Source organism: Paenibacillus macerans (genome assembly GCF_050565405.1).
GTDB lineage: Bacteria > Bacillota > Bacilli > Paenibacillales > Paenibacillaceae > Fontibacillus > Fontibacillus macerans_B.
Map to the genome: position 1 here is coordinate 37635 of NZ_JBNYYG010000001.1, position 21060 is coordinate 58694.

Here is a 21060-nt window from a genome sequence, read left to right on the forward strand (position 1 = left end):
TACACCGCTCGCAACGATCTTTTTCGATAACAGCATTTTTTCTGGAGGGAAATGATGAAAACAGTGAACATCGTGATATGTTTTTTATTCGCCTTACTGTTACCCGCGTGTAACAATCAACAAACTGTATCCGAACAATCTCCAATCATGGACGAGAAAGCAGAAATTTTGGAGGTATCCATGGATTTGCCGAAGAATGCCGGGTGGTGGATTGTTCACCAAGATGTGAATACCATGACCATTCGGGTAGAGGCTAAAAATATCGAAACCGTTCTATTTTGGATTACTCCGACGGGTACGGAAACTTGGGGGGAAAGAGAACTCATTGGTTATGATAAGGATGGGAGTGACGGCTGGTCTTTGACATGGAACTTCGGTAACCGGAGTTTTCACGACCGTATTTATGTTCAAGCCTTAGGAAGTGATGGGGCTACTCAGAACACAGAGATCATTAGTATTACTTCAGAATGAAAATGATAGAACTACATGCTCAGTCATTTTATTGTATTTGCTATTTCAGTTAATGTTTAGTAATCGTATAACGGTTCAAGATTGTTATTTTTCCCTGAAATAAGAGAGTAAGTTAAACCCTCGTTTCTCCAATAGATGGCACTTACATGTTCATCTCCTTGGTCCCATGTTTGCGAACCGTTAGCTAATTTTTGACCTTTCTTCCCACTCGGAGGCGTATCAGCTTTTGAGTTTGTAATCATAAGGATCAGGTTCAATTCGTCATCGGCATTTGCATACGTGATTTCTACTGCATCAAACTTACCATCGGTATCTAAAAGCCTTGCTGATTTTTGAGTAACTGGGAAAGGAACGGATGGTTGTTTGATTTCAAACGGGACCTTATTTTCCGCCTCTTCAATTGAAATTTCGACTGGAGGACGTAGATCCAAATTAGTCGTAGGTGGCTTACTTTCCGTATTTTGTGAGCAGGCAGACAATAAAAGTGGCACCATACATAGGAACAGCAACTTATGTAAAGGTTTCATTTAATCACCTCGTAAAAAGATTAGTTACTTTCATTACGCTTCCATTAGCTGGGAAGTTGCATTAGAATGTACATGTAATCAGTCCTATTCATTTACTAGTCAATAGAGGCGACACCCTCGCCTCCATGAAACAAGACGAATGAGCCTTCAGCCCAATGATGTGGTTGAGGGCTTTTTTATTGTGTATGATAATGTAAAGCAATGAACAGAAAACAGAAGGAGGTCCTTGTTATGGCAGTCGATCGAGAACAGCTTCAAAGTATACTTAAGAAGGCCAGCCAACGTGCTCGTCAACAAGCCAAACAATCGGGAGCATCCCTGTACTATATTAAGGATAACCGACGTATTCGCGAGGATGCTGAGGGGAATAAATTCGAGATCATTTTCGATTCACAGGGAAATCGGACGGAGCGGAAGTGTATTGAATAACCATCAACCTGTCATGACGATCTTCGCGGGTACTAACGGTGCTGGTAAAAGTACAATTAGCTTGCAAATGAGGGAGTTGACCGGAGAGGTTGTTGATCCTGATCAAATGGCTATGCGACTAAATCCTGAAAATCCTCGAAGTGCAGATTTGTCGGCAAGGAAGCAATCAAACGAATCTATCGCAGACCAACTCATTATTATTGATAATACGTTTGAGCCTACCATTATTGCAGAAATTCAGGATAATCAATTAATTTATAAGATGGACCAGATACCGGAATGGTCAAAGAGTGTCCTCGATTTATTTAGAATCGGTTGACATCAAAACTGTCACTACTCCCGTAGAAGCCTATGTGGCGTTGCCATCGGACAGGGTGGCGACTCCCCTTGCCTCCATATGTAGAATAAAGGCCCTGACCGAATGGTCAGGGCCCTTCTTCTATCTAAAATTTAAAATCAAAGCTACCCTCTTCACTCCATTCAAACGGACCGGGCGTGACATCTGCATCAGGTCTCTTTGTTCCGAAAAAGTCGGAGTCAAAACGATAAGGAGTGCCGTCCGGCTCCTCATACTTCATCTCGGCGTGATAAGTCTTGCCAAGCAGATCGGTGGTCACCAATAGGGCAGAGGCCCCTCGAAGCCATTCGGGTGCATGGACCTGAATTTGCACGCGGCCTTGCGCAGGATGAACCTGAACGGTGATGCCTTTCTGCGCATCAATTTTCGCATGGGGTTCATGACTGCCTGGAACCGCATGGTTAAGATATACATTTCCACCCATCGCCACCGGAAGAACGGCATTTCCGATAAAGAAATCCTTGGCGGCATCGCCAAGCTCAGCAAGCTCCTCTTTGGTGTATTCCCACCATTTCTTATCTTTGGCATCAGGATGGTTGTCGTAGCCCCCCAGTCCCACAGCATGGAGATAGCAGATGGAATCGTCCGGAACCCCATCCATGACCGTCTTCCCGTTCTCTCCAACTTCATCCCTTGGTTTAAGCGGAAGATGCTCGAAAAAGGTGATGGGAACCGGCTCCTGATTCGCACCATCATCCCCCAAAAAGATGTTGTTGTAGTACCTGTCATCGCCCCCGGTGATATTGGAGTACCCTGCCATTGCCGTCTCGTGAGGGAAGTGATACGGCGTAGTACGGGTAATCTCGGAACGAACGACAAATCGGCCTGCAAACAAATTATGGACAAATGCTCCGCCCTGCGCCATATTTCGGAAGTTCATAGGAGAGAGGAACAGATTATGATCCGCCATATACGGACCATGGCAGACCTCAACGAACAAGTCTTCGGATAGGTTGTCAAAAAATACATTGCGGCTGATGCGGGTGCCCTGTGCCTGCCAGTCAAGCCAAAGTGCTCGGTAACAGCTATAGATGATATTTTCGCTAATTTGAGTATCCAGGGAAGCATGCAGTTTGATTCCTGCGACTTCGGCACCGTGTCTGAGCCGTTTGTGGTGAATATTGTAAATGCGGTTCTGATAAATGCGGCTGAAGGCTGCTCCCATATGGCCCACAATCCCTGCCTGTTCGCAATCATGAATCACATTACCTCGAACGATGTGACTGCCGACTCGATCCTTATGCCAACCGGAGCGTAAGGCGCGCAAAATAACTTCCTGCTCACGTTGAGTACCACCCTTGATATGCTTCCCCGAAGACTGGGTGTGACCTGTACCAATTTCGGTACCCAGGCTGATCCCCACGCATTTGGATTCACTGATGATATTGTTTTCAATAATCCAACCCTTGCTCCAGTGAGGCCCGATCAAACCCTCCTGGTAGTCCGTAGGCGGCGCCCATTGTGGAGAGGCTTGGCGAAGCGTGAATCCGCTTACAGTTATGTAGTTAAGTCCTGGTTTCTCAGGCCAGAAGCAGTAAGGACGGACATTGATTTCTACATTTTCCTTGCGAGGATCTTTTCCGCCAAAATTGGCCCAGATCTTGGTTGTCGCAGATCCAACTTCGGCATACCACGTTAACAGGGAGTCTTTGGGATATTTGGCTTCGGGCCAAACTTCGGGCTGGTGAACCTTCTCGACACGATCGCATTCATACAGAGATTTGCCATCCAAATAGACATCCCCGAGGTGGACCGGGAAGGGCCCGTCAAATACCCAGTCTCCACGGAGCTCCTCTTCAAAGGGATTACGAACGGAAAATAGGGAGTTGGGTACTTCTGTACTCCAAACATGGCCTCCCTCCGACTTCCAGTCGGTAATCCGTTCAGCTCCTGTTATGACGACTTCCCCGTCGCCTGCGGATCGATAGAGGATTCGATGCTCCTCCGTTCCTCCATTAGCCGGGTTCACCCATTCCCGGTATACTCCGGCATGAACGATAACCGTATCCCCGGCCATGGCAAGAGCCGCAGCGCGTGATATCGTACGAAAGGGTTGATCGATTGTTCCACTTGCCTGATCCTTCCCATGCATGGATACATGGTATTCCATAAGAATCTCCTTCTTCCTGCCTATCGGATGTCGCCGGTTCTAACGGCTATAAATATTGTACAAATGATGGCCGGAATGGTCAAAAAGAGTCCTCGATTAATATAGAACCGGCTGATACGAAATTGCCCTATACATTGTGAAAACCCGCTCACCGAGCGGGTTTTCACTTTCAAGCTCCTATTTGATTATTGCACCGTACCAAACTCATACCTCACCTGCGTCATCTCCTCCGAAACCGTCCATAATCTCCGCGCGGCGGCTTCGTCATGCGAGCGAGGACTCGATTCGACCTTCTTGGGGAAGCCGCGCAATTCGAGAAGGCTTGGCCCAAAGTAATCGCCGCCTCGGACATCTGGCGCAGTGGCTGCGTAAAGGGTCGGCAAGGCGCCCATTTTTGGGGGCTGCGCGAACATCGGATTCAGGCGTCGCATGAAGTTGGAATGCCGCAGCGCATTGGTCGCGGACCAGCCCGGATGTGCCGCTACGGCTAGCGTAGATTGGCCTGCGGCCACAAGCCGACGCTGCAGCTCATAGGTGAACAGCAGATTCGCCAGCTTGCTCTGAGCATAGCCGAGCGATGGCTTGTAATTCCGTTCCAGGTTCAGGTCATCAAAGTGAATGACTCCCGATCGATGCGAAATGCTGCTTACGGTCACAATGCGTGCGCCTGGCGTCGCGCCAAGCAGATCCAGCAGCAGACCGGTCAGCGCAAAATGCCCCAGGTGGTTCGTCCCGAATTGCTGCTCGAAGCCCTGTACGGTTTTCCCGTAAGGGGGATGCGCTACGCCGGCGTTGTTGATCAGGAGATCCAGCCGTTGATAGTTTTGGCGAAAGGCCGTCGCAAAAGTGCGGACGGAGGCCAGATCGCCCAAATCGAGCGCCATCACTACGACTTTGCCCGACGGTTTTAGTGCTTGAATCCGGTCAGCGGCAAGGTCGGCATTGGCGATACTGCGGCAGGCCATAATGACCGTCGCCCCTTTGCTGGCTAGCGCCCGCGCCGCTTCCCAGCCAATCCCGCTGTTGGCTCCGGTTACGATAGCCACACGTCCCGTCTGATCCGGCATGTGGTCTTCTGTCCAGGATGTTGTCATAGGGTTTCGTCCTTCCTTTAGATCTGAGAGCCGCCTCCATCCACGGGGAATTCGGCTCCGGTTGTGTAAGTCGCGTCGAACGCAAGGAATGCGACGGCTTTGGCAACCTCGATAGAGTCGCCGAAACGCAGCATGGGGATCTGCTGTTCCATCTGCGCTTTGGTCTGTTCCGCCGCTTCCTTCGGCATCGACTTCTCCATGATGCCGGTGTCGATCGGGCCGGGGCTGACCGCGTTGACGCGAATCTTCCGCGGCAGCAGCTCGCGGGCCAGGCTGCGGGTCATCGAGCGCAGCGCGGCTTTACTGGCCCCATAAGCACTGAGCATCGGGATCCCTACGGTGTTCGCGATCGAGGTGGTGAGCACCACGCCGCTTCCTTCGTTGAGCAACGGGGTCAGTTTCTGCACGGTGAAGTACGGACCTTTGGCGTTGATCGCCAGCAACTCGTCGTACATTTCCTCGGTCGTCAATTCGAAGGGAACAAAGCCCGTGATGCCGGCGTTGACGAACAAGGCATCGATCGTTCCGAATTCGGCCTTGACCCGGTCGGCCAATTCGTCGATATCCGTTAACGACGCGGCGTCGCTGAGCACAGCGACCGCGTTGCTGCCAAGTTGTTCGCGCGCGGAGTCCAGCTTCGCCTGGGTACGCCCGGTGATCAGGACGCTTGCGCCTTCATCCGCCAGTAGCTTTGCTGTCGTAAGGCCGAGCCCGCTGCTTCCTCCCGTAATCACGATTTTTTTGCCTGCATATTTATTTCCCTGATTGTGATCCATTCTCCTCTTCCTCCCTTGGTTGAAACGATTTACGGCTTTCATAGACACCCTGTCTGTGCTAATCTTATCTAAGCGATTTGGCTCATACAACCAATAAACCGGCGCATTCGTGGCTTATCCAACACATGCTCGGATTTGTTGTTTTTTTATATCCTGATAGAGAGGAGAGGCTTAACATGCTCACGAACCCCGACGATCCCCGTGTGAAACGGACGCGTCAGCTCCTGATGCAAGCTTTTATGGAATTGCTGGAGCAGAAGAAGAATGTCTCGTCGATTACCATACAAGATATTACGGCCTACGCGACCGTAAATCGCTCTACGTTCTATGCGCATTTTGAAGACAAATTCACGTTTCTGGAGAGCTGGATGAGGGAGAAATTCCTGGAGAAGCTGAAGGATGAGCTGCCGAATGCGGCTTTATCCGATATCGGGAGCCTGCGGACGCTGATTTTGATCGTTTTCGATTTTCTTTTCTGTACGCGTCCTTACATGTCTTTGGCGGATCGCCAGTATGAGACCTTGTTTGAGCTCGTGATGCAAAAAGAACTCTATGACCTCTTATTTGCCTGGTTAAGCGAACAAGCGGAACCCTCCGTTTCGCGCAAGACGGTGGAGACGACCGCCCGGATCGCAAGCTGGGGCATCTTTGGAGCGGCCATGGAGTGGAGCAGGCAACCGCAGCAGAGTTCGGCGGAAGACACGGTGAAAGACGTTCTGGTGGTCGTTGCCGCAGGTTTAGCCCCCGTCACCGGATAATAGAAGAGCAGCATTCCGAAATCCCCCTCGTGCTATAACTTTAGTGAAACCGAAGGGGTCTGCTGAAAAATAGCAAGGGAGATGAGGACATGAGCAAGTTGACGGGTAAGGCAGCATTGGTAACCGGCGCGAGCCGCGGGATCGGGCGTGCCATCGCATTGCGATTGGCTGCAGAGGGGGCATTAGTGGCAGTTCACTATGCAAAGAATCATGGCGCTGCGGAAGATACGGTGCGTGCGATCGGGCAGCAAGGGGGTTCCGCGTTTGCGATCGGTTGAGTAAAACGAGTCATTATGATGCATATCGTAAGCTCCCTCACTTCAACGACTGTTTCACCTCATACGGAGATATGATAAAATAGAGGTGAAATTAGGGAATGAACGAGGCCATTTCGTCTTTCCCGGAAAAGGATGCTGCCCCTACCACTTGCCGCGAGCTGCATCCAAAAAAACCACCGGTGTGAATGAAGTGACCCCCAATTGTTAGATACCATCTAACGATTGGGGTGCAGTTCAGAAAGCCGGTGGTTTTAATCATTAAGATTATTTTTATTTAGGTTATTTCATCAAATCCAGATCCAGGTTGTGAGCGTTTAAAATCCCCCTCCGAGCCTGGTCACCGGTTATCTCATTTCTGAACTGGCGCATGGCCAATTCTTCGACCACCGGATGCACGGTAATCCCTTCAACTTCTGCAGATCTGCGGTTTGACGCCAGCCCTCTTTTGAATTTTTCTTCGGCCAACCGCGTCCTGGCTTCCAGCGTTATAAACTGCCTGGATATTAAGTTCCCCAACGGTCTGAATCTCTGAAGCATGAATATCAATCGTATACGATTCCAAAGTATTTTTCCCCTTGTCCAAGCTCATCGCTCAGCCCCCATATCTTTATTAATAAGGGCATTATAAGTACAACTCAATTATTTTAACACAATATCGGTCGAATACCTGCCGAGGTTTAATCCTTTAAAGCAACTGCCCCATTATCAGGGGAAGTTTTTATTATGCGACGGTTTTCTCTTCGAGAAAATCCAGATAAGCTTCATTCTCTTTATATAGTTGCGCTAATGGAAATAGTTTTCAAAAATTAGGTAATTAGAGGGAATAAATAGACTCGAAAACCGGAACCTATTTAGTACAAGCACTCTGGGACTTCACTGGTACTAATTGGGATTCAACATCATCTGCAGCATATGACATTATAGGTATTGCTGTTACAGATGAGTACGGAAAGGCTGTTAATTCTCAAGGAACGAACGGCGATATAGTTATGCAAGATAAAGATTACAATAGATTTTCTAGTGGCGCTTCTCTTTATAGTTATCAGGATTCAGGTGCAACCTATACGTTTCTTGATTACGAGAATAAGGGATAAGGTACGCACGGTTTCGCATGGTTTTATATCAGTAAACCGACCAGCGGAACAAAGTATTATATGAAATCTCAATGGATTCACACTTGGAATAGTTCAAGTGCAACACTAACAAGTCTTACTTTAAAATACCCCTTTGAGGTAAGTGCATCATTTACAAAAACTCCATTACAATGGGGTACTTCTGACCAAGATCAGATCGTTTTTAACTAATTAATTATTATTTAAGCAAGTATGATCGAAACGCCCCTAAATTGCTAATTAGCAACGTTAGTAGATTTATCTTTTTATAGTTTTATAAATAAGGATTATTGTGGAATAAACTACTAGTATTAATCCCACAATATTTAAAATATGTAAAATATACATTTCGATCTCGGAAAAGAAGGAACCAAAAAATATCTTAAACAAAAATAATGGTTCTAATGATGGAGATAAATTCAGCAAACAATACCCTGTTATAAACAAGATTATAGAACTAACATACTTTTCCAAATAATAACCTCCATTTTTATAATATAATTAGAAAATTATTCCTATGTTATAGGGTACATTGTTTCTAATTTTAGTCAAGTTATTTAGTTGAGATAAATAATATCCTTTCTAAAAACTTAAACATATGCACAGGGGAGCCTCACTTTGATATTTTAGTAAACAATGCCGGGCTTCCCCTAACCACATCGATTGAGGAAACCACCGAACCCAGCTTCGATGAAGTGATCGCCATCAATCTGAAAGCCCCATTCTTTGTGACGAAAAAAGCGCTGCCGCGTATTCGGGAAGGCGGCCGGATCATCAACATTTCGTCCGCCACGACCCGAATCTCGCTCCCGGCGGTTACCGCCTATAACATGACCAAGGGAGCCGTGAACGCGCTAAAGCTTTCCCTCTCGAGTCAGCTCGGCCCCCGCGGGATTACGGTCAATGCCATCTTGCCCGGATTCGTGGCCACGGACATGAATGCGGCCATGCTGCAGCACCCGGAGAGCCGGAAGTTGGGCGCCGAGTTTTCGATTTTTGGAAGATGGGGGGAGCCGGAGGATGTGGCCGATATCGCCGCTTTCCTCGCCTCCTCTGACAGCCGGTGGGTGACGGGTCAGCTCATTGATGTCAGCGGGGGATCCCATTTGTAACCGGTATCGATGAGGTTAGCGATATTGTTACCGGTACAAACTCAGCCCTCAAATCATCCAAATGATTAGAGGGCTGAATTATTATTTGCTCAACCAAATCCTGAAGGGTTGAAAAAAGCCGCAGGTCTTTAAAGTTTAGTGATATGTAATTCATTAAAGAGATGCAAGGCATCTTTAAACCCTTGCAGATATATTTTGATTTCTAGAATTGCTTGTAAGGTGATTTGAGCGTCTTCATAAAGGAATAAAGTTTGCTGGAGGTTGTCAGGAAGGGATTCTCGGATTGTCTTGATATAAAGATAATTTTGCCTATACAAAGTTTATTAAAAAATTACTCATAGATCGGGAAATAAAGAAACATGAGCTATTAAAAATGACGGGCATATCATCAGCTACAATGGCAAAGTTGAACACCAATGAATATGTCTCTCTTGAGATCATTGATAAGATCTGTTCAGCATTAAATTGTCAACCCGGTGATTTGTTGGAGCATATCCCTGATAACAAAGAATAAATGGACATGAAAAGGAGTCTTTGTTATGACAGTCGAACGAGAACTGCTTCAAAGTATACTTAAGAAGGCCAGTCAACGTGCTCGTCAACAAGCCAAACAAGCTGGTGCATCCATTTACTATATAAGGAATAACAGACGTATTCGTGAAGATGCGGACGGGAATAAGTTCGAGATCATTTTCGATCCACAGGGAAAGCGGACAGAGCGGAAGTATTTTGAATAAACATCAACCTCATGACGGTATTTGCGGGCACCAACGGTGCTGGTAGAAGTACAAATAGCTTGCAAATGAGGAAGTTGACCGGAGAGGTTGTTGATCCTGATCAAATTGCAATGCGACTTAATTCCAAAGCTCTCGAAGTGCAGATTTGTCGGCAGGCTAGGAGCAAACAAACGGATTTGTTTGCTGGTTAACACCAATCATCATTCAGAAAAAGCGACCTTAATTGGTCGCTTTTTGCGTAAGTGATGCTCGTAGACTTGGCATGGTGAAAGTGCAACTGGATCACATCGATGTGGACTTGGCCGAAAATCTGGTAGGGATTCGGCTGGAAGAGTAGAGGGAGGCTGCCTCCCTTAAACGGGTATAGCATCTAGTCTACCGCAACCCGAAAAAATATCGTTGACATATTCGCGTACATAAAATAACATACGTAATATAACAGGTGTTATTTTACATCAGTGAGGAGGAGGTCATTTGCCCCCAAAACCGAAGGTGACGCGGGAAATCGTATTGGATGCGGCGCTAGAGCTGTTGCGTGAAGAGGGAATGGATGCCGTCAACGCGCGAAACGTCGCGAAGAAGCTGGGCACCTCCACGCAGCCGATCTTTAGCCACTTTGCTTCGATGGAGGAATTGAGGGAAGCGCTCTATGCTTATGCCGAGCATCTATACAATACGGCCATGCTGACGGCGATGCAGGGTGGCGGGAACGGCTTCCTGGAGATGGGGCTTGCTTATATCCGGTTTGCACGGACGGAGAAGAAGCTATTTCAGCTTCTATTTATGTCCAACCGGCTGCAGCAGGAGAAGGTGACCGAGATTGCCGGCTCCACCGAAGGCGACGACCAGGTGATTGCGATGATCGGAAGCATGACCGGACTTTCGCCTGATCTATCGCGCAGATTATATGCCGGGATCTGGTACACGACCCACGGCATTGCCTCTTTGGTCGCAACGAATGGCAGCACGATGGACGACGCGGAGGCGCGAGACGCATTAGGCAACGTATTTAAAGGCTTGCTGGTTGTACTCAAAAAAGAAGGTGAGGAGCTTTAACCATGTCCGAGAAATTCATCACCAAACATCCCTATATCGCCGCCGTCATCGCGGCACTGATCTGCACCTTCCTGACCGCTGTCGGCTCTGCAGCGGCCCAAGTCGCCGAATTGGCGGAAGTTCTGGCTTACCTCGTCATGACGGCGTCCGTGATTTTATCCATTTTGGCGGGCCTGTGGATGCTGCGCCGTTCCCGGATTTCGGCCGAAGCGGCTGGCTTTCGCCGCCCTGCATTCCGCAGCGTTCGTTTCATTTGGTTATGCGTGCCGCTGCTGCTGATGGAGGTGATTCCGTTTGTAGCCTATGGGCCCGATGCATTTACCCGTCCGGGCGCGGAATACGCAGTACTGGCTCTGTTCACCATTATGGTTGGCTTTAACGAAGAGCTCTATTTTCGGGGATTGGCCTTCTCCTTCCTGTCGCGAAGAAGCCGTAAACAGGCCGTAATCGGCTCGTCCGTAGTCTTTGGCGTGCTTCATGCCGCTAACGCCCTAAGCGGAACCAACCCTGCCGAGGTGCTGCTGCAGATTGTCTTTGCTTTTCTCGTCGGAATCGTGCTTGCACTCATCGTCAGTGTTACCCGCAGTCTTTGGATCGGTATTGTGTGGCATGCCGTCCATAACTTCCTCTCCTTCAGCACGGAGCTGGTCTTCGACCAAACGGCGTTGGTCGTGGTTTCGGCCCAGGTATTGATTTTGTTGATCCTCACGGTCGGTTTATGGAAACGCGGAACGGCAGCGGCCTGAACAGAACCAAGGGCCGAGCGGGTTACGGTCATCCGGAACAACATACATAAGAAATCCCCCCAACCCTAGCCTAAAGTCTAGCTTCAAACACCCCCTAGGACGGTTATGTCGCGCAAATAAGGTAGTTATAATGGGTTTATAAACTTAGCGCGTGACTGATGAAGTTAAAGGAGTGTTTGAAAGTGAAAGCAGTAGAAGCGACGAATGTGGCGAGAGCGGGGAAGGTCAATTGGGTGCTGTTTAATCCCAAAACTTATGCAACGATGCTCTATCTCTTGCTCTCTCTCCCGTTGGGGATTATCTATTTAACGCTGGCGATCACGGGGCTTGCCCTTTCCATTGCGTTGACTCCGGTATTTATCGGGATCCCGCTGTTTTTTGGAGTAGCTAAGCTGTTGAATGGGATTGTGAGTTTTGAGCAAAGTCTGATTCGGCATATCTTGGGATTGCCAGTCCCGCCTGTTTCGGCTGCCAACCATCCGCAGACGGAAGCTGGACAGAATTGGTTCAAGCGCATGGTGAAGGGGTTTGACGGTGAGCTATTCTTCCGAAATCTGATGCTCGTCATCCTTCGGTTTGTCACCGGCATTGTCTTCTTTGCGGTGATGGTGACGGCGCTGGCCTTGGGACTCGGATTTATTGCGCTTCCGGTTGTGCATATCATTCTGATGAATGAAATGAAGCTGGATATTTTGGAAAATACCCTGTTTACGTATTTTCAGATCGATTGGACCTATAATCAGCAGTATCTGCTCTCCGTAGGCGTTGGCCTTGTGTTGTTCTGGATCGCGCTTCGCGTCGTGAATGGTCTCATGCAGGTTCAGCGCAGAATCATGTATGTGGACGAGGCTTATCTGCAGCCGGCGCCAGAGCCGGCCTCAGCTCAATTCCACGCGCCAGTTCAGCCGCAATATGAGGAGTACCCAGGCGAGCAACCTACGCAAGAGAAATTGTGGCTCGCATAAAGAGCGCTTTAGAAGCTAGTAATAAGTCTCAGCAGATCGGTAAAACCGCAAGACAAAAATGAGTTCTGTCGCTCTGACAGAACTCATTTTTCTATCACCCGCTGCAACCGCGTCGCCGTATCCGCTGAAGCGGTATAAATCATGATCTTCAGATCCGGTTGGGCCGGCGGTTGTAACGTTACATGTTCAAATTCCATTTCTCCGATTCGGGGGTCGTATCTCCGTTTGTGGCGAGCGTTCACGACCTGGACGTCATGCAGCGGCCATATTTCGCGAAATAACGGGCTACTCTGCATCAATTCCTCAATCAGCCCCTTGAACCTTGCCTCATGAGGGAAGTGTGCGTAATCCGCACGAAACTGCGCAATTAAGACTCGTACCCCGGCTTCCCAATCCTTAATGTTTGACCCGAGCTGGGCGTCCGTCAACAGATGTCTCATCCAATTGAGTTTCTGCGACCTGTGATTTACAAATGGCGGTAATCGGAATACGAACTCGGCCGCCTTGTTCCACAGCAGCAGATCCCAACATCTTCCGAGCACAAATGCCGGATTCGGATCAAGAGCTCGGATCGTCCGTTCCAAGCCTACATTTATTTTCTGATCCTCGACCGGTTCCGGTTGTGCCGGCCTTGCAAGAAGGTGAAGATGGCGACGCTCATCCTCAGTCAATCGCAGCGCTTTGGCGATGCTATTGAGTACCTCCTCGGATGGATTGACATTTCTGCCTTGTTCCAAGGAGGTATACCACGAGGTTCCGATATGGGCAAGTTGGGCCACTTCTTCCCTGCGAAGACCCGGGGTCCGTCGTTGTCCATAGGAGGCTAACCCTACCTCCGCTGGAGTCAGACGCTCTCGACGTGATCGCAAAAATTCGCCTAACGACATTTTGGCTGGAATGTCATCCATGTATGATTCCCCCTTAAGCCTGACACTCCCAATCCTACGATCCACGCAGGAAGGAAGCTGCTCGCACACTCTATTATACTGCCAGTGTAGCGTCTAAAAAAACTTGGGGGGATTGGAACATGAACTTTTTTGTCACCGGAGCCACAGGCAAAGTAGGAAGCCGCTTTGTTCCGCGTTTACTGAAACATGGTTACAACGTGAAGGTGCTGGTTAGGGACGCCGCCAAGGCGGAATGGCTTATTCAGCAAGGGGCTGAGGTCGTAGAAGGCGATCTTCTGCAGCCGGACAGCTATCTGGAGGCACTCCGGGGTACGGATGTTGTGGTTCACTTGGCAGCTCAGTTCCGCGGCGTAGACGAGAACACGACAAGAATAGCAAACATCGATGGCAGTGTAGCTTTAGCTCGTGCTGCCTTAAAGGCGGAGGTGCCACGGTTTGTATTCTCCAGCACGAATAACGTATACGGATCTGGGGGGCCTTCGAGACCGAAGCATGAAGATGACGAACCCCGGCCTGCCTTTGCTTATCCGCAAACGAAAGTTGAAGCCGAAGCGGCGCTGTTAAAGCTTCATCGGGAGAAGGGATTAGGTCTGCGCATCGTGCGGTTTCCATTTGTTTATGGCGAGCGCGATCCTCATATCGCAGAAGTTCTGCCGATATTTTGTAATTGGAATCCGGCGAAACGAATCCATATGGCGCACCATGCCGATATAAGTCAAGCGCTAATGCTCGCGGTTTCGACACCTAATATAGATGGGCGAATCTACAATGTTGCCGACGATGCGCCGATCTCCATCGCGGAGCTGCTTCAGCTGCATCATTACGAAGCATCTCCAGAAGCGCAGCAGCAGGACTTTGACCCATGGGACATGGTCGTCGATACGATGCGGATCAGAGAGGAATTGCATTATCGGCCGATATATCCGTCGTTCTATTCGGCAAGAGATGCAGGTGCTCTTTAACAAAAAAGGTACCGCATGACGCTCAGCTAAGCCCCCATACTAAAAACCCGCTCTGTGAGCGGGTTTTTGCTTCCTCTATAGTCAGTTTACGATAATAGCTCTTCTTCATCGACCGTAACAACAACCCCGTAACGCTCCAAAACCTTCATCGAGGCTTCAAGCATTCTTTGTTTCAAATAATCACCCTCGAAAACCCGGACCCGCTTCCCAAGAAAACGGATTTTCGAAAGTAAATACTCCTGTTCATCTCTAGGCAGGGAGACCCGGACCCGGTAGGTGTCGCTCGCCGTATGTTCTTTCGATCTCCTTCAGGAGGGTTTCCGCTGCCGCCGGGTCCATAGGTTCTGATGCGGAAGAAAGGATCTTCCTCAGCCGGGTGCTCATCAAGGCGTGATGCCGGGTATGATACCAGAGCAAATACCATTCCAAAACTCTGATGTTGTTCAAACAAGTAACTCTGGAAGGGACCCGTTTCGGTGATGGTCAAGTCGGTTGACGGAAGACAGCAGCAAATGGATCTCATTGGCCAAGGTATGAAAACGACTGATGGGGCCCAAGGTCGGCAGCTTGATGATTTGTTCCGCTCCGTTCTAAGAGAGGTATGGCAAAAAGGTGATAAAAACGATGCCTATGTTCTTCCATAAAGCGGAACGATCCCTTTGAATCCCAACCGTTCCCGCCTTCTATAACCGAATCTATAACCGCGGTTAGATTCGATAGCCAACGAGATCTTTTATAATTTTAGAATAAGTATTATTTGGTATAGGAAATGAGAGGAAGGGTTGAACGGAATGAAGCGCGTTTTCGTATGGGTGATGGTTCTGTCGTTGGCGTTGGGTGTCCTGCCAATGACTGTTTTTGCGGAATCGGAAGGAACGGCGATGGCTGGAAGCGGGACGGCGGGGGATCCCTTTATCGTCACGACGCTGGATCAGCTTGACGCCGTACGGGATAACTTGACGGCCCACTATCGGCTTGGCGCGGATATCGACGCGTCGGCGGCGGAGGGTTGGGACGGCGGAGCGGGCTGGATGCCGATCGGGGAAAGAGGCAGCGGAGACGGCTCCACGCAGTTCACGGGGGTGTTCGACGGTGGGGGGCATGTCATCCGCAACCTGACGATCAACCGGCCGTCTCAGGATGGCGTTGGACTGTTCGGAATGATCGGTTCGGGAGGGATGGTCCGCAGCCTGGGCATGGAGGGCGGTACCATAACGGGCGGTAATGATACCGGGGCTTTGGCAGGGAACAATAACGGGACGATCGAGCAGTCCCATGCCGGGGTCGATGTACAGGGATCTGGAATGGTTGGAGGGCTGGTTGGTTACGAATACGGCCAGATTCTCGCCTCGTATGCCACGGGGGATGCCAGCGGCACGAATAACGTTGGAGGATTGGTAGGACGCAGCGATGGAACGGTAACGGAATCGTATGCGACGGGCCTTGTGGAAGGAAACGACTCGGTTGGCGGACTCGTCGGAATAAAGGAAGGGGGAGAGCTAAATCGATCCTACTTTGCCGGCACGGTTCATGCGAGTGGTAATTACATAGGCGGTTTGGTGGGGTATCTGTCCGGTGGAATCGTTAGTCGGTCCTATACCATCGGATCCGTCGGCGGAGATCAAATCGTCGGTGGGCTGGTCGGCATGGCGGTAGATGGCTATATCGGCAAGTCCCATGCCTCCGGTGAGGTTACTGCCGTCGCAGGCGATGCCGGCGGCGTGCTTGGTTCCAATAACGGCACCGTGATGGAAAGCAATTACTGGGATGCAGAGACTTCAGGGCTGGCGGACGGATGCGGCTACAATAACGCTGATTACGGGGTTTCGTGTGTCGCGTCAAGCCTTACAACCGCAGAGGCGCTGAGCCAAGCGAACTACACGGGGTTGGACTTCGCGGCAGACTGGTTCATGATCGAAGGTTCTTCGCGGCCCTTCCTCCGTTCGGAATGGTCGCAGGTCATCGGCAACGCCCATCAGCTGCAGTTGATGGCGATGGATCTGACGGCGGCTTATTCGCTGGCAGGCGATATGGATTTCGGCACGGTGTTTACGGACGACAGCCGGGCCGATATGTGGGCCACCAGCGCCGGAGCAGGGGCGGGTTTCGCGCCGATCGGCGACGCGACGCTGGGCCCCTTCACCGGCCAGCTCGATGGCCAAGGACATGCGGTTCGCGGATTAATGATCAATCGCCCGGGAACCGGCCAAGTCGGGTTGATTGGTTATCTCGGCGACGGAGGCCGCGTACACGGCATCGGGGTGGACGGCGGACGCATCAGCGGAGACTATTCCATCGGCGGTTTAATCGGCGATAACCGCGGAGGTACGGTCGAATTGTCTTATTCGACGGCCAGCGTAAGCGGCATTGACAATGTCGGGGGGCTGGTGGGCAATATGTTTCCCGGCGTCATCACGAAATCTTTCGCGGGCGGCGATGTCTCCGGTTCGATTGCGGTTGGCGGCCTGGTGGGCCGTGCCGATCTGGGCAGCTTGGTCGAGGATGCTTACGCCACCGGTTCCGTGGTAGGGGCCTCCGAATCCGGCGGTCTGATCGGACGACATGTCGGAACGGTCAACCGGGCTTATGCCGCAGGTGAAGTACAGGGCTCCGGTTCAGAAATCGGAGGGTTGGTAGGTCGGGATTTCAGCCCGACCTCCACCGTCACCTCCGGATACTATGATGCAGCAACATCTGGCCATGGGGGCGGGAAGCCGACCGCGGCCATGAAGCGCAAGTCAACGTTCGAGACGTGGGATTGGGGTGGGACCTGGACGATCGAGGAAGGAAGAACGTATCCCGCCTTGCAAGGAATTGCAGCGAATCTCGGCATCGACACAGCTCCTCCGGCGATCGTGAACCTCCGGGTCGAATCTCCGAATCGCCTCCTGGTGACTTTTGACGAAGAGGTAAACCTGCTTGCAACGGGGGGATTTTCCGTACTCGCAGACGGCATTGATATTGGGGTTGTTGATCTCGTAAAGACCGGGGCGAAGACCTTGGAGTTGACGGTCGGCGAGGAGTTGCACAGCGGCCAGGACGTCCAGCTGTCCTATGACTCGCAAGCGGGAGGTGTCTCGGACTTGGCGAATCATCCGTTGCTCAGCGTGGCGGATCAACCTTGGCCGCCGGAACTCACGATTACGATGACAACGTCAAATGGCGACGAATACCCAGACGGAACATGGACCAACCAGCCTGTGACGGTGAGCGCCTCGGTTTATGGCAATTCTGCGGACGTCACCGAGTTTGTTTACTCGTTGGATGGCGGGGATACCTGGACGGCGTACGCGTCAAGTATTGAACTGCAGGATGACGGCGTACATGTCATCGATTTCAAGGCGGTTGATCAGGCGGGGTTGGAAACGACGATGCAGCGCACGGTGAAAATCAGTGCCGGCGGGCTGACTTTGACCCCGGAGATGGTTCAAGGGGATGGCAGTCCTTATGGGGAAGGGGAGTGGACGAACCAGAGCGTTACCGTCAGTGTCTACGCCGTGGCGGGATTCGGCGAGATCGTCTCCTTTACCTATACGGTAGATGGCGAATCGCCGCAAGCTTATGCGAACGGGACTCCCCTCGAAATCACCGGGGACGGGGATCATAGGGTTGTCTTCCAAGCGGAGGATGAAGCCGGCCATCGTCTGTCTGATGAGCTTAGGGTGAGGATCGATCAAACGCCTCCAGCCGTCGATTTCTCCCCGAACGGGCGGGAATTCGCGGACGTATCGGCTTCATCCCGAACGACGGTAGGGGATACCGGAAGCGGGGTTGATGCTTCAACACTCCAATATGCGTGGACTACGGATCCCTCTGCGCCAACGGAAGGCTGGACATCGTTCGTCAATGGCGCCAATTTGACGAAGAGCGAAGCGGACGGCGACTGGTACCTGCACGTGAGAGCGGCAGATCAGACGGGCAACGAGACGAACGTCGCATCCAATCGGTTCCGGCTGGTCCAGAGAAGCAGCAACCCGGCGCCATTGCCGGGCAATACGTCCTCCAGCAGCGGAGCGCCGTCATTGCCGAACAACGTATATCCGATCGGACCTGCCGGCGGCTCGGCGAAGTTTGGTGGAGGAGAAATCCGGTTTCCTGCGGGTGCGATGGATCGCCCGTTCCAGGTGACGATTGAAGAGATGACGGATACGAGTACCCTGCCGTTGTCCGATCAGGAACGTCTGGTCAGCCGGGTATTCGAGTTCAAGAAGAACGTACCGGGAAATTTTCTTCTCCCTGTGACCATCCAACTGCGTTTGAACGCCGACGTTACGCGGGAGGATGGCAACCCGATCCTGCTAGTCTGGCTGAACGAGGAGACGGGGAAATGGGTGGCGTTGGACGATCTGCACATGGACTACGAAAACGGCACCGTCAGCGGCACCATCGATCATTTTACTAAATTCGCGGCCATCTCCCGAACGGTTGATATCCAAGAGCCGGCGGTCGTATTAACGGATATTCAAGGCCATTACGCCGAAGAAACGATCCGGGATCTCACGAAGAGCGGGATCGTTAGCGGGTATCCGGACGGCACCTTCCGGCCGAACCGTCCGATTACGCGGGCGGAGTTCGTTTCGATCCTGAGCTCGATCATGCCATGGGAACCGGCGGCGGATAAAACGTTTGCCGACACGGAGAAGCATTGGGCCCGGTCGGCGATCTCCATCGCCTACGCCAACGGAATCATCCGGGGCGTTGACGACCATCTTTTTGCGCCGGACCAGCCGATTACAAGGGAGCAGATGGCGGTGATGGCGGCGAACGCCCTGCATTTGGAGAAGCCGAAGGCCGGTCTATCCTTCGCGGACGGGGAACGGATCTCGAGTTGGGCGAAGGATGCCATCGAAGCGGTGACGGAGCGGGGGATCTTCTCGGGGTATCCGGACCGCACCATACGCCCCCAAGCCCAGGCAACCCGTGCGGAAGCGGTGATGGTCATCGGCAGAATCATGAACATGACGGAAGGAAAATAGAAGTCGGCGGGACGAACTCCGTGTCGGCGCTTGTAGATAAGCGAGGGAACGAGATTTCGACAAGTAGACGACTTCGGATGGAGTTCCCAAATCGCGGACGATCGACGGGTCCAGGTGGTAGGTCGCACTCTTTAAGCAATATGTTTCAGACCCCGAGGGGCTTTGCGTAGAATACGTGAAGCCCTTCATTTTTTATAGGAATGTTGAAAAAAATCCTCCTTGATATGGTCTCCTCCTTCCTGCACAATACAGACAGAGCGAAGCAAGAAGAGAAGAGGGAGGGAACTTGAATGGCCTCAGGCAAGCCGGTTTATCATTTTACCCCGTCTGCGAATTGGATGAACGATCCGAACGGACTCGTTTATCACGAAGGTCAATATCATTTGTTTTATCAATACAACCCGCATGGGGATCAGTGGGGTACCATTCACTGGGGGCACGCGGTTAGCGCGGATATGGTGCATTGGCAGCATCTGCCGCTGGCGCTGGCGCCGTCCGCCGGGCTTGGCGAACAGCACTGTTACTCCGGTTGTGCGGTGATCGATGATCGGGGGGTGCCGACCATTTTTTACACCAGCGTTGGTGACGGCGAGAGGAATGCCGAAACCGGTGCGGAGCAATGGATGGCCACCAGCCCCGACGGATTACGGACATGGGTCAAGTCTGAAGCGAATCCTATGTTAACCTTGGATATCCACGGGGAGGACCTGATGGTGCGGGATTGGCGGGATCCTTATGTTTGGAAAGAGGGAGACCGTTGGCTCTTGGTGCTGGGAGGGAGCGTACAAGGCCAAGGTTGCGCGTTATTGTACGAGTCGGCGAACCTGCGGAATTGGACGTTCCTTGGACTCCTTCATACGGGGGAGGAAAGCCTTTGGGAGTGCCCCAATTACTTCCGCCTGCAAGACAAATCGGTCCTGATTTATTCGCCAAGCGACAAAGTCAAATATCTTGTTGGCTCCATGGGGGAAGACTGGCGTTTTGTAAAGGAACGGGAGGGCATCGTGGATCATGGCGGCTGGGAAGGATATTATGCCCCGCAATCCATGCTTGCTCCGGACGGACGCAGAATCATGTGGGGCTGGCTTCCCGAAACCGCACGCGGAGAGATGACGGATATTCGGGGATGGTCGGGGGCGCAGTCGATCCCGAGAACCGTCGAGCTCCATCCGGATACGAACGCACTGATCTTTAAACCGGCCGCCGAGCTCCAGGTATTAAGGGATAACCCGTACGAACTTCCGAAGACGGTCTGGCCGCAAGGCGATCATGAGCTAGGGACAAAAGGAAAAGCCGTCGAGATCATGGCCGTATTTGAGCTGACCGGATCTGAAGCTGCATTTGGATTCGAGGTATTTCGGTCGCCCGACGGGCAAGAACAAACGACCCTCATGTTCGACGTTTCGGGGGGACGCATTGTACTGGATCGCACCCGATCGAGCCAAGCGGAGGGAGTCCATGCTTGGGAACTCGCTGCCCCATACGAGATGCAGCAGCTTAAAGAGCTCCGGGTTCACTTGTTTATCGACCATTCCATTGTTGAAATGTTCGTCAATGACGAACTCTGCTTGACTGGCAGGGTGTACCCTCTTCGTGTGGACAGCGAATGGATCCGGCTGTTCGTGCAAGGGCCTAGCGTGGTGATGAGATCGCTTTCGGCATGGAATTTGCGCAGTATTTGGTGA

Annotated in this window: 18 protein-coding genes and 2 pseudogenes; 14 read left to right on the top strand and 6 right to left on the bottom strand. The window is 51.3% G+C overall.

What is annotated here, in order from left to right; translation table 11 throughout:
* Positions 1 to 54: 54 nt before the first annotated feature.
* On the top strand, positions 55 to 471 hold the full coding sequence (locus tag ACQ4N8_RS00195) for a hypothetical protein (RefSeq protein WP_430702293.1): 417 nt from the start codon (positions 55 to 57) through the stop codon (positions 469 to 471).
* Positions 472 to 527: 56 nt separating this feature from the next.
* Here ACQ4N8_RS00195 and ACQ4N8_RS00200 read toward each other — a convergent pair whose 3' ends face one another.
* Positions 528 to 998, bottom strand: a complete 471-nt coding sequence (locus tag ACQ4N8_RS00200; protein ID WP_430702294.1) for a hypothetical protein — start codon at positions 996 to 998, stop codon at positions 528 to 530.
* A 231-nt stretch (positions 999 to 1229) separates the two neighbouring features.
* On the opposite strand from ACQ4N8_RS00200, the gene ACQ4N8_RS00205 reads away from it, so the two are divergent.
* Together ACQ4N8_RS00205 and ACQ4N8_RS00210 are read left to right on the top strand one after the other, a co-directional pair.
* A complete protein-coding gene (locus ACQ4N8_RS00205) occupies positions 1230 to 1427 on the top strand; it encodes a hypothetical protein (RefSeq protein WP_430702295.1) in 198 nt (65 codons plus the stop codon).
* Positions 1420 to 1746, top strand: coding sequence for a hypothetical protein (locus ACQ4N8_RS00210; protein WP_430702296.1), 327 nt, complete (start codon positions 1420 to 1422; stop codon positions 1744 to 1746). The genes ACQ4N8_RS00205 and ACQ4N8_RS00210 overlap by 8 nt, the downstream gene beginning before the upstream one ends.
* A gap of 124 nt (positions 1747 to 1870) precedes the next feature.
* On the opposite strand, the gene ACQ4N8_RS00215 is transcribed toward ACQ4N8_RS00210, so the two are convergent.
* The 3 genes from ACQ4N8_RS00215 to ACQ4N8_RS00225 all read right to left on the bottom strand — a co-directional run bounded on the left by ACQ4N8_RS00215 (position 1871) and on the right by ACQ4N8_RS00225 (position 5765).
* Entirely contained in the window at positions 1871 to 3895 is a 2025-nt protein-coding gene (locus ACQ4N8_RS00215) for a DUF1565 domain-containing protein (protein ID WP_430702297.1), read from the bottom strand.
* Between the two features lie 185 nt (positions 3896 to 4080).
* On the bottom strand, positions 4081 to 4989 hold the full coding sequence (locus ACQ4N8_RS00220; protein ID WP_430702298.1) for an oxidoreductase: 909 nt from the start codon (positions 4987 to 4989) through the stop codon (positions 4081 to 4083).
* A gap of 17 nt (positions 4990 to 5006) precedes the next feature.
* On the bottom strand, positions 5007 to 5765 hold the full coding sequence (locus ACQ4N8_RS00225) for an SDR family oxidoreductase (RefSeq protein WP_430702299.1): 759 nt from the start codon (positions 5763 to 5765) through the stop codon (positions 5007 to 5009).
* Positions 5766 to 5941: 176 nt separating this feature from the next.
* Between ACQ4N8_RS00225 and ACQ4N8_RS00230 the strand changes: the two genes are divergently transcribed.
* Positions 5942 to 6523 carry a TetR/AcrR family transcriptional regulator gene (locus tag ACQ4N8_RS00230; RefSeq protein WP_430702300.1) on the top strand — a complete coding sequence of 194 codons (582 nt, stop codon included), beginning with the start codon at positions 5942 to 5944 and terminating at the stop codon, positions 6521 to 6523.
* Positions 6524 to 6612: 89 nt separating this feature from the next.
* Positions 6613 to 6798: pseudogene (locus tag ACQ4N8_RS00235) on the top strand (SDR family NAD(P)-dependent oxidoreductase); the annotation flags it as partial.
* Between the two features lie 282 nt (positions 6799 to 7080).
* Here the strand turns inward: ACQ4N8_RS00235 and ACQ4N8_RS00240 are convergent.
* Positions 7081 to 7266 (bottom strand): hypothetical protein, encoded by a 186-nt coding sequence (locus ACQ4N8_RS00240; RefSeq protein ID WP_430702301.1) that lies wholly within the window; start codon positions 7264 to 7266, stop codon positions 7081 to 7083.
* 1225 nt (positions 7267 to 8491) lie between these two features.
* Here ACQ4N8_RS00240 and ACQ4N8_RS00245 point away from each other — a divergent pair.
* The 6 genes and pseudogenes from ACQ4N8_RS00245 to ACQ4N8_RS00270 all read left to right on the top strand — a co-directional run.
* Positions 8492 to 9025, top strand: a pseudogene (locus ACQ4N8_RS00245) (SDR family oxidoreductase); the annotation flags it as partial.
* A 322-nt stretch (positions 9026 to 9347) separates the two neighbouring features.
* Positions 9348 to 9539 carry a helix-turn-helix domain-containing protein gene (locus ACQ4N8_RS00250; RefSeq protein WP_430702591.1) on the top strand — a complete coding sequence of 64 codons (192 nt, stop codon included), beginning with the start codon at positions 9348 to 9350 and terminating at the stop codon, positions 9537 to 9539.
* Positions 9540 to 9564: 25 nt separating this feature from the next.
* A complete protein-coding gene (locus ACQ4N8_RS00255; protein ID WP_430702302.1) occupies positions 9565 to 9762 on the top strand; it encodes a hypothetical protein in 198 nt (65 codons plus the stop codon).
* Between the two features lie 474 nt (positions 9763 to 10236).
* The gene (locus ACQ4N8_RS00260) at positions 10237 to 10818 is read left to right on the top strand and encodes a TetR/AcrR family transcriptional regulator (RefSeq protein ID WP_430702303.1); all 582 of its coding nucleotides are present in this window, start codon (positions 10237 to 10239) and stop codon (positions 10816 to 10818) included.
* 2 nt (positions 10819 to 10820) lie between these two features.
* Positions 10821 to 11564, top strand: coding sequence for a CPBP family intramembrane glutamic endopeptidase (locus ACQ4N8_RS00265; protein WP_430702304.1), 744 nt, complete (start codon positions 10821 to 10823; stop codon positions 11562 to 11564).
* A 182-nt stretch (positions 11565 to 11746) separates the two neighbouring features.
* Positions 11747 to 12529 (top strand): sensor domain-containing protein, encoded by a 783-nt coding sequence (locus ACQ4N8_RS00270; protein WP_430702305.1) that lies wholly within the window; start codon positions 11747 to 11749, stop codon positions 12527 to 12529.
* Between the two features lie 83 nt (positions 12530 to 12612).
* On the opposite strand, the gene ACQ4N8_RS00275 is transcribed toward ACQ4N8_RS00270, so the two are convergent.
* A complete protein-coding gene (locus ACQ4N8_RS00275; RefSeq protein ID WP_430702306.1) occupies positions 12613 to 13437 on the bottom strand; it encodes a helix-turn-helix transcriptional regulator in 825 nt (274 codons plus the stop codon).
* A gap of 119 nt (positions 13438 to 13556) precedes the next feature.
* Here ACQ4N8_RS00275 and ACQ4N8_RS00280 point away from each other — a divergent pair, with 119 nt between their 5' ends.
* The 3 genes from ACQ4N8_RS00280 to ACQ4N8_RS00290 all read left to right on the top strand — a co-directional run bounded on the left by ACQ4N8_RS00280 (position 13557) and on the right by ACQ4N8_RS00290 (position 21060).
* Positions 13557 to 14399, top strand: a complete 843-nt coding sequence (locus ACQ4N8_RS00280) for an NAD-dependent epimerase/dehydratase family protein (protein ID WP_430702307.1) — start codon at positions 13557 to 13559, stop codon at positions 14397 to 14399.
* Between the two features lie 791 nt (positions 14400 to 15190).
* Positions 15191 to 19375 carry an S-layer homology domain-containing protein gene (locus ACQ4N8_RS00285; RefSeq protein WP_430702308.1) on the top strand — a complete coding sequence of 1395 codons (4185 nt, stop codon included), beginning with the start codon at positions 15191 to 15193 and terminating at the stop codon, positions 19373 to 19375.
* A 290-nt stretch (positions 19376 to 19665) separates the two neighbouring features.
* Positions 19666 to 21060: a glycoside hydrolase family 32 protein gene (locus ACQ4N8_RS00290; protein ID WP_430702309.1), complete on the top strand. Its 1395-nt coding sequence runs from the start codon at positions 19666 to 19668 to the stop codon at positions 21058 to 21060.